General features: G+C 72.9%; 14 protein-coding genes. 12 read left to right on the top strand and 2 right to left on the bottom strand.

The window, feature by feature from the left end; all coding sequences use genetic code 11:
* Positions 1 to 45: 45 nt before the first annotated feature.
* Complete coding sequence (locus tag ACWC5C_RS22120; protein ID WP_450877733.1) at positions 46 to 480, bottom strand: TlpA family protein disulfide reductase; 435 nt, start codon at positions 478 to 480, stop codon at positions 46 to 48.
* 153 nt (positions 481 to 633) lie between these two features.
* On the opposite strand from ACWC5C_RS22120, the gene ACWC5C_RS22115 reads away from it, so the two are divergent.
* Positions 634 to 1,044: a DUF4395 domain-containing protein gene (locus ACWC5C_RS22115; RefSeq protein WP_450877731.1), complete on the top strand. Its 411-nt coding sequence runs from the start codon at positions 634 to 636 to the stop codon at positions 1,042 to 1,044.
* A 34-nt stretch (positions 1,045 to 1,078) separates the two neighbouring features.
* Here the strand turns inward: ACWC5C_RS22115 and ACWC5C_RS22110 are convergent, their stop codons facing one another.
* A complete protein-coding gene (locus tag ACWC5C_RS22110; RefSeq protein WP_450877729.1) occupies positions 1,079 to 1,960 on the bottom strand; it encodes a LysR family transcriptional regulator in 882 nt (293 codons plus the stop codon).
* A gap of 96 nt (positions 1,961 to 2,056) precedes the next feature.
* Here ACWC5C_RS22110 and ACWC5C_RS22105 point away from each other — a divergent pair, with 96 nt between their 5' ends.
* The 11 genes from ACWC5C_RS22105 (at position 2,057) to ssuE (ending at position 12,105) form a co-directional block, all read left to right on the top strand.
* Entirely contained in the window at positions 2,057 to 2,224 is a 168-nt protein-coding gene (locus ACWC5C_RS22105; protein WP_450877727.1) for a hypothetical protein, read from the top strand.
* Positions 2,225 to 2,417: 193 nt separating this feature from the next.
* Positions 2,418 to 3,143: an alpha/beta hydrolase gene (locus tag ACWC5C_RS22100; RefSeq protein WP_450877725.1), complete on the top strand. Its 726-nt coding sequence runs from the start codon at positions 2,418 to 2,420 to the stop codon at positions 3,141 to 3,143.
* On the top strand, positions 3,140 to 3,991 hold the full coding sequence (locus ACWC5C_RS22095; RefSeq protein ID WP_450877724.1) for a sulfurtransferase: 852 nt from the start codon (positions 3,140 to 3,142) through the stop codon (positions 3,989 to 3,991). The genes ACWC5C_RS22100 and ACWC5C_RS22095 overlap by 4 nt, the downstream gene beginning before the upstream one ends.
* Positions 3,992 to 4,044: 53 nt before the next feature.
* A complete protein-coding gene (locus ACWC5C_RS22090; RefSeq protein WP_450877722.1) occupies positions 4,045 to 4,956 on the top strand; it encodes an ABC transporter permease in 912 nt (303 codons plus the stop codon).
* A 5-nt stretch (positions 4,957 to 4,961) separates the two neighbouring features.
* A complete protein-coding gene (locus ACWC5C_RS22085) occupies positions 4,962 to 5,699 on the top strand; it encodes an ABC transporter ATP-binding protein (RefSeq protein WP_450877720.1) in 738 nt (245 codons plus the stop codon).
* Positions 5,696 to 6,706 (top strand): ABC transporter substrate-binding protein, encoded by a 1,011-nt coding sequence (locus ACWC5C_RS22080; RefSeq protein ID WP_450877717.1) that lies wholly within the window; start codon positions 5,696 to 5,698, stop codon positions 6,704 to 6,706. The genes ACWC5C_RS22085 and ACWC5C_RS22080 overlap by 4 nt, the downstream gene beginning before the upstream one ends.
* Before the next feature lie 8 nt (positions 6,707 to 6,714).
* On the top strand, positions 6,715 to 7,815 hold the full coding sequence (locus ACWC5C_RS22075) for an LLM class flavin-dependent oxidoreductase (protein WP_450877715.1): 1,101 nt from the start codon (positions 6,715 to 6,717) through the stop codon (positions 7,813 to 7,815).
* A gap of 53 nt (positions 7,816 to 7,868) precedes the next feature.
* Entirely contained in the window at positions 7,869 to 8,903 is a 1,035-nt protein-coding gene (locus ACWC5C_RS22070; RefSeq protein WP_450877713.1) for an ABC transporter substrate-binding protein, read from the top strand.
* Positions 8,900 to 10,075, top strand: a complete 1,176-nt coding sequence (locus ACWC5C_RS22065) for an acyl-CoA dehydrogenase family protein (protein WP_450877711.1) — start codon at positions 8,900 to 8,902, stop codon at positions 10,073 to 10,075. The genes ACWC5C_RS22070 and ACWC5C_RS22065 overlap by 4 nt, the downstream gene beginning before the upstream one ends.
* Positions 10,072 to 11,475, top strand: a complete 1,404-nt coding sequence (locus ACWC5C_RS22060) for an FAD-binding oxidoreductase (protein WP_450877710.1) — start codon at positions 10,072 to 10,074, stop codon at positions 11,473 to 11,475. Before ACWC5C_RS22065 ends, ACWC5C_RS22060 begins: the two co-directional genes overlap by 4 nt.
* A 66-nt stretch (positions 11,476 to 11,541) precedes the next feature.
* Positions 11,542 to 12,105, top strand: coding sequence for an NADPH-dependent FMN reductase (gene ssuE, locus ACWC5C_RS22055; RefSeq protein WP_450877709.1), 564 nt, complete (start codon positions 11,542 to 11,544; stop codon positions 12,103 to 12,105).
* The last annotated feature ends 17 nt before the right edge of the window (positions 12,106 to 12,122 follow it).

The raw sequence follows: 12,122 nt of genomic DNA, 5'->3' as shown, positions 1-12,122 counted from the left end.
GAAGCGACCGTTCGGTGATCGCCCGTACCGAGGCTTGGCGTTCTCTCACGACGGGGTGCCGGAGGCCCCGGTCGCCCTGCCGATGGCGGTCATCACCTCGGCGCGGCGGGGCTGTCCGGACGCCCTGCCGACGACCTGGCCGTCCGGGTCGAGCACCAGCACGGTCGGGGTGCGCAGGATTCCCAGCCGGTTGACCAGGTCGAGCCGGTCCTCCGCGTCGATCTCCACATGCGCCGCGCCCGGTACCGTCCCGGCGATCTCCGTGAGCAACCGCCGCGTCGGCCTGCACGGCGCGCAGAAGGCGGTGGAGAACTGGACCAGCGTCGCCCGGTCCCCCAGCTCGACTCCAAGCTCCGCCGCCGACAGGCGCACCGCGCCGTCCCGCTGCCGTGCCCGAAGCCTGCCGCCGCGCACCGCGCGCACCACTCCGAAGACGCTCGCCAGAAGGAGCACCGCGGCACACACCACCAACCCGTTCATGCCACCAGTCTGCACCCGCCCGGCCTCTCCCCCGCCACCTGGCCACCTGGCCACCGACGCTCAATGCCACGTGGCTACGATGACGGCCACCCGCTGTCGCTGACACCCATCCCGGCCCGATGGCCGTCCTCCCTGCTCCCGGAGTCCCGTTCCATGCAGATCGACCCACGCGGCCCCCGGTTCGCCGCCGCGCTCACCACCATCGTCCTGTGCGCCGTACTGATCACCGCCAGCGGTGCGCTGCTCGCCGCGCAAACCGCGGTCTTCGCGCTCGGCGCGTTCGCCGGTTCGCGGTACTCCCCGTACGGCTGGCTGTACCGAGTCGCCCTCCAGCCCAGGCTCTCCCCGCCGAGTGAGCTGGAGGACGCCCGGCCGCCCCGCTTCGCCCAGGGCGTCGGCGTCGGCTTCGCCCTGGTCGGCACCGTCGGCTACCTCGCCGGTGTCCACTGGCTGGGCATGGCCGCGACCGCGCTCGCCCTGGCCGCCGCCTTCCTCAACGCGGTCTTCGGCTACTGCCTCGGTTGCGAGATGTACCTGCTCGTCCGCCGCCTCCGAAGCGCCTGACGACGCGCCGGGTGCCCCCTCTTACGGAGTCGGCTCACACCGGGGTGTCCGCCTCGCGGGAGGTGAGCAGGGCGCGTACCGCCTCGACGGTGGCTCGGGTCAGGGAGGGGTCGCAGCCGGTGCGGGATCGGGCGCTGAGGCGGACCGGGGGGACGGCGGGGAGGTCGTGGCGTGGGGTGAGGCCGTCGGGGTACGGGCTGCCGGGGGTGGCGAGGAGGGCGGCGCCGAGTCCGGCGCGGGCCGCGTCCAGGACTCCGGCGAGGTATCCGGCCTCGGCGACCACGGTGGCGGGGGTGTGGTGGGAGGCGAGCGCGGTCAGGGCGCGGCGGCGGATCACGCACGGGTCGCTGATGGCGACCAGGGGCAGGGGCGCGGGGGCGGGCGGTGGTGTCCAGCCGGGGGCGGCGTACCAGCGCAGGGGGAGTTCGCCCACGGGGGTGCCGGGGGCCTGTGCCGCCTCGGTGACGTAGACGGCGAGGTCGAGTTCGCCGCGCGCGACGGCCTCCGTCAGCCGTGCCGAGCGGTCTATGCGTACGCGGACCTCGGCCCCGGGCCGGGTGTCGCGTACGGCCGCGGTGAGTACGGGGAGGATCTGGTCGGCGCCGTGTTCGGTGGCGCCGATGACGACCGGTGCCGCGTCGGGCCGGTCCTCCCCCATGAGCCGGCGGATGGCGGCGTCGTGTGCGCCGACGATCTGCTGGGCTTCTTCCAGCAGTCGGGTGCCATGGGCGGTGAACCGGGTCTTCCTGCCGTCGCGTTCGACGACGGGGCGTCCCAGGGACTTCTCCAGCCGCCGGATGTGCTGGCTGACGGTGGACTGGCTGAGGGCGAGCGCGCCGGCGGCGCGGTGGAAGCCTTCGTACTCGGCGACAGCGATGAGGCTGCGCAACGCCACGATGTCCAGTACCGGCTGCATGTGTGCAGGCTAGCACCGATCGATCGCACATCACGATCGGTTTTGATGGCGAATCATCGTTGGACGGCCGACTCCGGGCTCGTGCATTCTGAGGTCATGCCACGCAGCGCGCTCGTGGCGGCCCGTCGGCCGCGCACGCACCTCACCGGATCCGGGCCTTCGGCCGCCGGACCGGCTGCGCTGTGCCGCGCCAGCGGGTGCGCCTGGCTGACCCGGCGGCGCGTGGTCGACTTCGGCCTCACCGGCGCCATGCGCTGTCGCTGACCGACGGTTTTCCCCGGGTCTCGCCGCCGGAACCTCGCCACCGGGTGCCTCGCCACCCCGTACTCGCCCGTTCGCGGTCGCCCGTTCGCGGTCGCCTCTGCGCCGCCGCCTCTGCGCCGTCGTCTGCGCGTCTCCGTATCGCCCTGTCCCGTCCGCGCCGCCGCGCCCTTCGCTGTCGATGAATCGAGTTCCCATGTCCTCTGCTCTGCCTGTCCACTCCTGGGACGAACCAGCGGGAATCGCCCCGCGTGGCACGCTCGTGCTCCTCCCCGGGCGGGGTGAACACGGCGGTGTGTACGAGCGGTTCGGCCGCCGGATCTCCGCCGACGGCTACCGCGTCCGTGCCCTGGGGGATGCCTCGTCCGACCCGGAGGCCATCACCGAAGCGGCCACCAAGCTGTTGCGCGACGAGACCCACCCGGGCCCCCGCGTCCTGGTCGGCTCGGACACCGGGGCGTCCCACGCGGCGCGGCTCGCCGCCCTCGGCACCCCCGGGCTGGACGCGTTGATCCTCGCCGGGCTACCGACCGGGGCGCGCCCCGCCGAATCGTCGGAATGGGAGGACGAGTTGGAGCGGCGTACCGCCTGCCCCACACACCGGGGCAGGCTGACCGCCGACGCGGCGTTCCGGCGCGGCGCCCTGGCGGGACCCACGTCACTGGAGCCCGCGCTGGACGGGGTCTCCGTTCCGGTGCTCGGGCTGCACGGTGTCGAGGACACCGTCAGTCCGCTCGGTGAGGTCCGCCGCGCGTTCCGCGGCCTGCCCGGCGCCGAGCTGGTGAGCCTGGCCGGGACGCGGCACGACGTCCTCAACGACGTGACCCACCGCACCGCCGCCGCCACGGTGGTCCTCTTCCTGGAACGGCTGCGGCTGGACGAGGGCCTGGCGCCCATCGCCGTCCCGGAGGACCTCGTATGACCGCCCCCGTCCTCACCACTCCGGCCGAGCTGTACTCCCGGCTGGCCCACGGCGATCCGGCGCCTGTCGTCCTGGACGTACGGTGGCGGCTCGGCGATCCGCGCGGCCATGAGCACTACCTCGCCGGGCACCTTCCCGGCGCGGTCTACGTCGACCTGGACACCGAACTCGCCGCCCCTCCCGCCCCGGAGCGCGGCCGCCATCCGCTGCCGGACCCCGCCGCGCTGCAGCGGGCCGCGCGCCGCTGGGGGCTCACCGCCGACCGGCCGGTGGTGGTGTACGACGACAACGGCAACACCGCCGCCGCCCGCGCCTGGTGGCTGCTGCGGTGGGCCGGGGTCGAGCGGGTCTCGCTGCTGGACGGGGCGCTGGCCGCCTGGCGCGCGGCCGGGCTGCCGGTCGAAACGGGCGAGCCCGCCCCGCCGCCCGAGGGGGACGTCGTGCTCGCCACCGGACATCTGCCGGTGCTGGACGCCGACGCGGCGGCCGAGGTGGCCCGTACGGGCGTCCTGCTGGACGCGCGGGCGGCCGAGCGGTACCGGGGCGAAGTCGAGCCGGTCGATCCACGCGCCGGGCACATTCCCGGTGCCCGCTCCGCCCCGACGGGCGACAACCTGGCGCCGGACGGCACGTTCCACACCGTGGAGGAGCTGGCGCGGCGCTTCGCCGCCCTGGGCGCCGATGGCACGAGCGAGGTCGGTGTCTACTGCGGCTCCGGTGTCACGGCCGCCCACACGGTCGCGGCCCTGGCCCGCGTCGGCGTCACGGCCGCGCTCTACCCCGGCTCGTGGTCCGCCTGGTCCGCCGACACCGCGCGCCCCGCGGCCGTGGGTGGGGCGACGGGCTGATCCGCCGCCCGCACACACCTCCCCTGAACACTTCCCGACCGAGAGGCCGCATCATGCCCTCCCCGTATTCCTCCGTGTCCGGGGCCTCACCGCCTCCGCGCACCGCCGCACCGCCACCACCCGACGTGGCGAAGGACTCCGCGCCGCCCGCCCAGCCCACTGCCGCCCGCACCCGGTCCCGGCCACGGTTCCGCCTCCGGGTCCCGCGAGGGGTCCGGCGGGCCTCCGGGCCCGCCGGGCTGCTGCTGCTCTGGTACGTGGCCGCCGCGACGGGCGTGCTCCCGGAGACCGTGCTGGCCTCCCCCGTCGACGTCGTGCGGCGCGGGGCGGACCTCATCGGCACCGGTGAGCTGACCGAGGCCATCGCCGCCTCCGGCCGCCGTGCGGCGATCGGCTTCCTCATCGGCGCGGCCGTGGCGCTCACCCTGGCGCTCACCGCCGGGCTGTTCCGGCTGGGCGAGGACGTCATCGACTCCTCCATGGGCATGTTCCGGGCGATTCCCTGGGTGGGCCTGATCCCGCTGTTCATCGTCTGGTTCGGCATCGACGAGACACCGAAGATCGCACTGGTGGCGCTCGGCGTCACCTACCCGCTGTACTTCAACATCTACGGCGGCATCCGCTCCGCCGACGCGCAGCTGATCGAGGCCGGGCGGATGGTGGGCCTGGGCCGCATCGGACTGATCCGGTACGTGATCCTGCCGTCCGCGCTGCCCGGCGCCCTGGTGGGGCTGCGGTACGCGCTGTCCACCGCGTGGCTGGCCCTGGTCTTCGCCGAGCAGGTCAACGCGGACGCCGGTATCGGCTATCTGATGAGCAACGCCCAGCAGTACTTCCAGACCGACGTCATCGTCCTGTGCCTCGCCGTGTACGCGGTGTTGGGGCTGCTCTGCGACTTCGCGGTGCGGACGCTGTCCCGGCGGCTCCTGGACTGGCGGGCCTCGTTCGACGGAGAAGGAGCGTGACCGCGGTGAACGGCACGAACAGCGTGGAGGTCCGCGGGCTGTCGCGCGCCTTCGGCGACAAGACGGTGATCGACGGTCTCGGCATCACCATCCGCGAGGGCGAGTTCGTGGCCCTGCTCGGCCAGAGCGGCTGCGGAAAGTCGACGCTGCTGAGGATCCTCGCCGGGCTGGACAGCGAGACCGAGGGCGAGGTGGACGTACCGGAGCGGCGCTCGGTGGCGTTCCAGTCGCCACGGCTGATGCCGTGGCTGCGGGTGTGGCACAACGTCGTGCTCGGTCTGCCGCGCGGAGACCGCGCGCTCGCGGAGCGCTATCTGGCCGAGGTCGGCATCGAGGAGTACGCGGGCGCCTGGCCCCGGACGCTCTCCGGCGGTCAGGCCCAGCGTGTCTCGCTGGCCCGTGCGCTGGTGCACGAACCCGAACTGCTGTTGCTGGACGAGCCGTTCGGCGCGCTCGACGCGCTCACCCGTGTCAAGGCGCAGCGGCTGGTGGCCGATCTGTGGCAGCGGCACCGCTGCTCGATCCTGCTGGTCACGCACGACGTCGAGGAGGCGCTGCTGCTGGCCGACCGGGTGCTGGTGATGGACGAGGGGCGGATCGGCTACGAGGCGGAGGTGGGCCTCGGCCGCCCGCGCGACGTCGGCTCCCCCGACTTCGTGGCATTGCGCGGCGAACTCCTGCGGCAGCTGGGTGTCGACGACGCCTCGGCCCTTTCACACCACCGGGAAAAGGTGACCACGTGAATTACTCGATAACCGGAAGCCGCAGGGCCACGGTCGCGGCGCGCGCTCTCGGCGCCACTCTGTCGCTCACCGCCCTCCTCGCCACCAGCGCGTGCGCGGGCGACAGCCAGGCGGCGTCCGAGACCGATCCGTCGAAGGTCACGCTGACCCTCGGCGACCAGGCCAGGAACCTGAAGACGCTGTTCGACGCCTCCGGCGCCCTCAAGGGAACGCCGTACAAGGTGAAGTGGGCCGAGTTCGAGGGCGCCGCACCGCTGTTCCAAGCCGTGCAGGCCGGGGCCGCCGACACCTCGTACGCCGCCGATCTGCCCACCCTCCAGGCACTCTCCGGCCGGGTGCCCGTCAAGGCGGTGGCGGCGCTGCGCAACGACGGCACCCACACCGGGATCGTGGTCCGTAAGAACTCGGCCGTGAAGAGCGTCAAGGACCTCAAGGGGAAGAAGGTCGTCGTCTCCTCGGCCAAGGGGTCCATCGCCGAGTATCTGCTGGCGCACGCGCTGCGGCAGGCGGGGCTGAGCTACTCGGACGTAAAGGTGCAGTATCTGCTGCCGACCGACGCGCAGGCCGCTTTCACCTCCGGCAAGGTCGAGGCCTGGGCCACGTTCGGCGTGTACAAGACGGTGGCCGAGCAGCACGGGGGCCGTCTGCTGGTCAACGGGGCGAACGGGCGGGTGAGCGGCTACGGCTTCATCGGGGCCTCCGAGAAGGCCCTTGATGCCCCGGCGAAGAAGAAAGCCATCACCGACTTTCTGCGCCGCCTCGACAAGGCTCTCGTCTGGTCCCGCCAGCACCCCGCCGAGTACGCCAAGGCCATCCAGCGCACCAACGGAGCCTCCGCCACGGTTGCCAAGACCCTGGTCGACCAGTCCAACAGCGACCTGCTGCCGGTGAGTGAGCCGGTGATCCGGTCCGTGCAGACGGTCGGCGACACCATGCACGGCATCGGTGTGCTCACGCCCAACCCGACGCTCGCCGACCACGTCGACACCAGCCTCGTCAAGGAGTGACCTCAGCCATGCCCGTCGAGTTCATCAGCGCCGTCCATCCCAATCCCGCCACCGAGGGCGACCCCACCGCGGGTTCCGGGATCGATGTGGACTACGCCCGCCGCTACGCCCGCGCCCTGGACGACTCCGGCTTCGACTACACCCTGGTCACCTACCACTCCGCCTCGCCGGACGCGCTGCAACTGGCGCAGTTCGTCGCCCACCACACCGAGCGCATCAAGCCGGTGCTCGCCCACCGCCCCGGGGTGGTGTTCCCCACCCACGCGGCCCGCGCACTGGCCACGCTGGACCAGATCAGCGCCGGGCGGCTGGTGGTGCACATCATCTCCGGCGGCAACGACGAGGAGCAGCACCGCGAGGGCGACTACCTCAGCAAGAGCGAGCGGTACGCGCGCTCGGACGAGTACATCCGGATCCTGCGCAACGTGTGGGAGGCCGACGGGCCGGTCTCCCATGAGGGCCCGTACTACCGCTTCGAGGGCTTCCGCTCCGATGTCGCCCCCTACAACGGCACCATCCCCATCTCGGTGGGCGGCTCGTCACAGGACGCGTACCGGGTGGGCGGGCAGCTGGGCGACATCTTCGGGCTGTGGGGCGAACCGCTGAAGGAGACCGCCGAGCAGATCGCGGCGGTGAACGCGTACGCGGACGCCGCGGGGCGGCCCCGGCCACGTATCTGGGTGTCCTTCCGGCCGATCATCGCCCCCACCGACGAGCTGGCCTGGGAGAAGGCCCACCGCACCCTGGGCGCGGTCAAGGCCAACCACGCCGAGCGGGCCAAGCACCGCCACTACCCGGCGGTCGGCCAGGGCGCCCCGGCCAACGTCGGCTCGCAGCGGCTGCTGGCCGTCGCCGAGCGCGGCGAGGTGCACGACCGCTGCCTGTGGACCGCGCCCGCCACCGCCACCAACGCCGCCGGTGCGTCCACGGCACTGGTCGGTTCCCCCGAGACGGTGGCCAAGGCGTTGCTCGACTACGTCGACATCGGCTGCGAGCTGCTGTCCATCCGTGGCTACGACCCGCTCAACGACGCCATCGACTACGGGCGTCATGTGCTGCCGCTGGTCCGTCAGGAGCTGGCGCACCGCGCCGCCACCTCGGCCGCCTGACGCCCCTCCTCTCCCCCGTTCTCCCCCTTCTCCTCGTGAAAGGCATCATCCGGATGTCCAGGCCACTGGCCCGCTCCCGTTCCCGGCGCGCCCGCGCCCGTACCGCTCTCGCCGCCGTCGTGGCGCTGACCGCCGGTGCGCTGAGCGCCTGTGGCAGCTCCTCGGGAGCGGGCGGGAAGGGCTCTTCCGTCACCCTCCGGGTCGGGGCGACCGGCTGGAAGGAGGAAGAGGCCCTGCTGAAGTTCGCGCACCTGGACGACACTCCGTACCAGGTGCGGTGGAGCCTGTTCCAGGGCGGCGACCGGCAGTTGGAGGCGGTGCGCGCCGGGGCGCTGGACGTGGCGAGTTCCAGCGAGATCCCGCCGGTCTTCGCGGCGGCCGACGGAAAGCCGAACTTCAAGGTCGTCGCCGTGCGGCGCGGCAACACCCTCAACCAGGAGGTCGTGGCCCCCAAGGGGTCCCCGATCACCTCGATGTCGCAGCTGCGGGGCAAGAAGGTCGGCTACGTCAAGAACACCACCGCCCACTATTTCCTCTACGAACTGCTGAAGCGGGCCGGGCTTGGCTGGGACGACATCGAGGCCGCCCCGCTCGATCCCGACAAGGGGATCGCCGCGTTGAACGGCGGTTCCATCGACGCGTTCGCCGGATACGGCAACGCGGTCATCACCGCCCATCAGCGGGGCGCCCGCACCATCGGTTCCGGCAAGGACGTCCTCTCCGGCAACTTCCTGTGGACGGCCTCGGACGACACGCTCGGCGGCGCGGCCGAGCGCAAGGCGCTGGCGGATCTGCTGGCCCGTATCGACAAGGCGTTCGCCTATGTGCGCGACGGGCGCCAGAAGGAGTACGCGAAGCTCATGGCCGCCGCCACCCACCAGCCGGTGGATCAGGCGCTGGAGGAGTTCACGGTGGGAGAGGCCCAGCGCGAGACCGGGATCCGGCCGGTGAGCGCCGGGGCCACCGCCTCCGAGCAGAAGGTCGCCGACGCCTTCGGTGACCTCGGCGCGGTGAAGCGGAAGCTGAACGTGGGCGAATTCTGGAGCGACCGGCTGAGCGCGCGGCTTCGGAAGGCGCTCGCCTCATGACCACCGACTTTTCGTTTCCCGTCCCGGATCTGTCCTCGCTGTCCTCCGTGACGCGACGGCTCGCCACCACCGCGGCCGCGTACGACCGCGACGGCGTGTTTCCGGCCGAGGGGATCCACGCCGCGCACGAGGCCGGGCTGCTCACCGCCACCGTCGGCGAGCGGTACGGGGGTCCCGCCCTCGGGGTGGCGGACACCGCGCGCATCCTGCACGCGCTCGGCGAAGGTGATCCGTCGGTGGCGCTGATCGCCGCCATGAGCCTGTCCGTCCACCGCCGTCAGGCCGTGCGGCCGCACTGGCCGGAGGAGCTGTACGGGCAGGTGCTGGCCGGGGCCGCCGCGCGGCCGGTGCTGCTCAACCACATCCGTGTCGAGCCCGAACTCGGCTCGCCCGCGCGGGGAGGGCTGCCCTCGACGGTGGCCCGGCGCACCCCGGACGGCTGGTCGCTCAGCGGCCGCAAGCGCTTCGCGACGGGGGTGGAGGGGCTGGACTGGCTGCTGGTGTGGGCCACCACGGACGAGCCCACGCCACGGGTCGGCACCTTCGTGGTGCCAGGCCACGCGCCCGGCATCGAGATCACCCACCGCTGGGACCATCTGGGGCTGCGCGCCAGCGGAAGCCATGACATCGCGCTGCACGACGTCGAGATCGCCGAGGGCAACGTCATCGATCTGGCCGAGCACGGCGCCGCGGCGGAGCAGGACAACCGCGCGGGCGCGGCTCTCCATCTGCCGCTCGCCGCCCTCTACCTGGGCGTGGCGCGGGCCGCCCAGGTTTATGTCCACCGCTTCGCCCACGAGCGGATCCCTGCCAACCTCGGCCATCCGGTGGCCCGTACCGAGCGCTTCCGGCGGGTGGCCGGTGAGATCGCGCTGCGGCTGGACTCGGCCGAACAGCTGGTGTTCACGGGTGCGGAGCGGGTTGACGGCGCCGACGGCTCGTACTCCCCCGAACACGCGCTGGGCGCCCGTGTCCTGGCGGACCGGCATGCCACCGAGGCGGTCGCCCTGGGGGTGCGGCTACTGGGGAATCCGGGGCTGTCCCGCGACAACCCCCTGGAGCGCCACTTCCGGGACGTGCAGTGCGCCCCGGTACACGCCCCGCAGGAAGACACGGCGCTGCTCGCCATCGGCGCGGCCGCGCTCGGCACACGAAGTGAGAGGCCGACATGACCGTCCCGCTGTCCGATCCGGATACGGATACGGATGCCACCGCCGCGCTGCTGACGGCTCTGCGGCGCGACCTGCCCGACGAGGCGCTCGGCACCGGGCCCGAGGCCACCGGCCCGTACGCCACCGACCGCTCCGGCAGCCAGCCGGACGGCGTACCGCTCGCGGTCGTCCACGCCATGCGCGTCGAGCACGTCCAGACGGCGCTGCGCCACGCCCACGACCTGCGGGTACCGGTCGTGCCGCGCGGGGCGGGCACCGGGCTGTCCGGAGGGGCGAGCGCGGGCGCGGGCAGTGTCGTCCTCGACCTGTCACGCATGAACCGTGTTTTGGAGCTGAGTCCCGAGGAGCAGATCGCCGTCGTCGAGCCTGGTGTCATCACCGCCGAACTGGACCGCGCGGCAGGCGAGTTCGGGCTGCGCTACGCACCCGATCCGGCGAGCGCGGCGATCTCGACCATCGGCGGGAACATCGCGACCAACGCGGGCGGGCTCCGCTGTGCCAAGTACGGGGTCACCAGGGACGCCCTGCTGGGTCTTGACGCAGTGCTCGCGGACGGGACACTGGTGCGCACCGGACGGCGCACGGTCAAGGGCGTCACCGGCTACGACCTGACCGGCCTGCTCACCGGCTCCGAAGGCACCCTCGGGGTGATCACCGCCGCCACCCTGCGGCTGCGCCCGGTGCCGGAGGAGACGGTCACGGTCGCCGCGTACTTCGCCACATTCGCTGAAGGAGCCGAGGCCGTTTCCGCGCTCACCGCCGCCCGCATCGAGCCCGCCATGGCCGAGCTGCTCGACGGCCCGGTGCTGGGCGCGGTGGACGACGCCCAGGGCACGGATCTGCGGTCGCGCGGGGGCGCGTTGCTGCTCCTGCAGTGCGATGGGCGGGGCGCGGCGGCCGAGGCCGACGCGGCCGTACGGTGCTTGCGCGAACGGGCGACGTCGGTCGAGGTCACCGCGGATCCGGCCGAGGCGGACGGGCTGCTCGCCGCGCGGCGGCTCGCGCTGCCCTCGCTGGAGCGGCTGGGCCGGGTCCTGATCGAGGACATCGCCGTACCCCGGAACCGGCTGGCCACCGCCGTACGCGAGATCGACGCCGCGGCCGACCGCCACGGGGTGCGGATCTTCACCTTCGCCCATGCCGCCGACGGCAACCTCCACCCCATCCTCGTCCTCGACCCGGCCCTCCCCGGCATCCCGGAGGCCGCCTGGCAGGCCGCGGGCGACATCTTCAGCGCCGCTCTGCGCCTCGGCGGCACGCTCACCGGCGAGCACGGCGTGGGCACCCTCAAACGACGCTGGCTCGCCGACGAGCTGGGACCGGATCAGCACCGGCTCCAGCGCCGCATCAAGTCGGCCTTCGACCCGCACGGCATCCTCAACCCGGGCAAGGCGCTCTGACGTCGTCCCACGGCCGCCGCTTCCCCTACCCCGTACCGCGTACCGACGATTTCGAGGTGACCGTCCATGTCCACCGTCCTGTCCGTCTCCGGAAGCCCCTCCGCAACCTCCCGCACCGGCCGTCTCCTGCGCGGGCTGGACGCCCGGCTCGCCGCACAGGGGCACCAGGTGATCCCCCTGGACGTCCGCACGCTTCCCGCCGAGGCCCTGCTGCACGCGGACTTCGGACATCCGGAGATCGTCCGCGCCACCCAGCTCGTCGCACAGGCCGACGCCGTCGTCATCGGCACCCCGGTCTACAAGGCCGCGTACTCGGGGCTGCTGAAGTCGCTGCTCGACCTGCTGCCGCAGTACGCGCTGGAGGGCAAGACGGTGCTGCCGCTGGCGACCGGCGGCAGCACCGCCCATGTGCTGGCCATCGACTACGGGCTGCGTCCGGTGCTCGCCTCCATGGGGGCGGGCCACATCACACCGGGCTGGTTCGTGCTGGACAAGCACATCGAAACGCGGGACGACGGGGGCCTCGTGGTGGACCCCGCCGCGCGGGAAGGGCTCGAACGGGTCGTCGACCAGTTCTCCGCCGTGCTGAGCGGCCCGGGTTCCGCCGACGCCGAGGCCGTCGCCGCGTGAACGCGTCGTGCACGATG

The organism is Streptomyces sp. NPDC001700 (assembly GCF_053596435.1).
Note: the sequence above shows the minus strand (reverse complement) of the source record. Positions and strands in the feature narration are given on the sequence as shown.

Coding starts and splice junctions, on each gene's coding strand:
- ACWC5C_RS22105 (WP_450877727.1), top strand. CDS start 2,057: ATGCCACGCAGCGCGCTCGTGGCGGCCCGTCGGCCGCGCACGCACCTC.
- ACWC5C_RS22070 (WP_450877713.1), top strand. CDS start 7,869: ATGTCCAGGCCACTGGCCCGCTCCCGTTCCCGGCGCGCCCGCGCCCGT.
- ACWC5C_RS22100 (WP_450877725.1), top strand. CDS start 2,418: ATGTCCTCTGCTCTGCCTGTCCACTCCTGGGACGAACCAGCGGGAATC.
- ACWC5C_RS22095 (WP_450877724.1), top strand. CDS start 3,140: ATGACCGCCCCCGTCCTCACCACTCCGGCCGAGCTGTACTCCCGGCTG.
- ACWC5C_RS22060 (WP_450877710.1), top strand. CDS start 10,072: ATGACCGTCCCGCTGTCCGATCCGGATACGGATACGGATGCCACCGCC.
- ACWC5C_RS22110 (WP_450877729.1), bottom strand. CDS start 1,960: ATGCAGCCGGTACTGGACATCGTGGCGTTGCGCAGCCTCATCGCTGTC.
- ACWC5C_RS22065 (WP_450877711.1), top strand. CDS start 8,900: ATGACCACCGACTTTTCGTTTCCCGTCCCGGATCTGTCCTCGCTGTCC.
- ACWC5C_RS22090 (WP_450877722.1), top strand. CDS start 4,045: ATGCCCTCCCCGTATTCCTCCGTGTCCGGGGCCTCACCGCCTCCGCGC.
- ssuE (WP_450877709.1), top strand. CDS start 11,542: ATGTCCACCGTCCTGTCCGTCTCCGGAAGCCCCTCCGCAACCTCCCGC.
- ACWC5C_RS22120 (WP_450877733.1), bottom strand. CDS start 480: ATGAACGGGTTGGTGGTGTGTGCCGCGGTGCTCCTTCTGGCGAGCGTC.
- ACWC5C_RS22075 (WP_450877715.1), top strand. CDS start 6,715: ATGCCCGTCGAGTTCATCAGCGCCGTCCATCCCAATCCCGCCACCGAG.
- ACWC5C_RS22115 (WP_450877731.1), top strand. CDS start 634: ATGCAGATCGACCCACGCGGCCCCCGGTTCGCCGCCGCGCTCACCACC.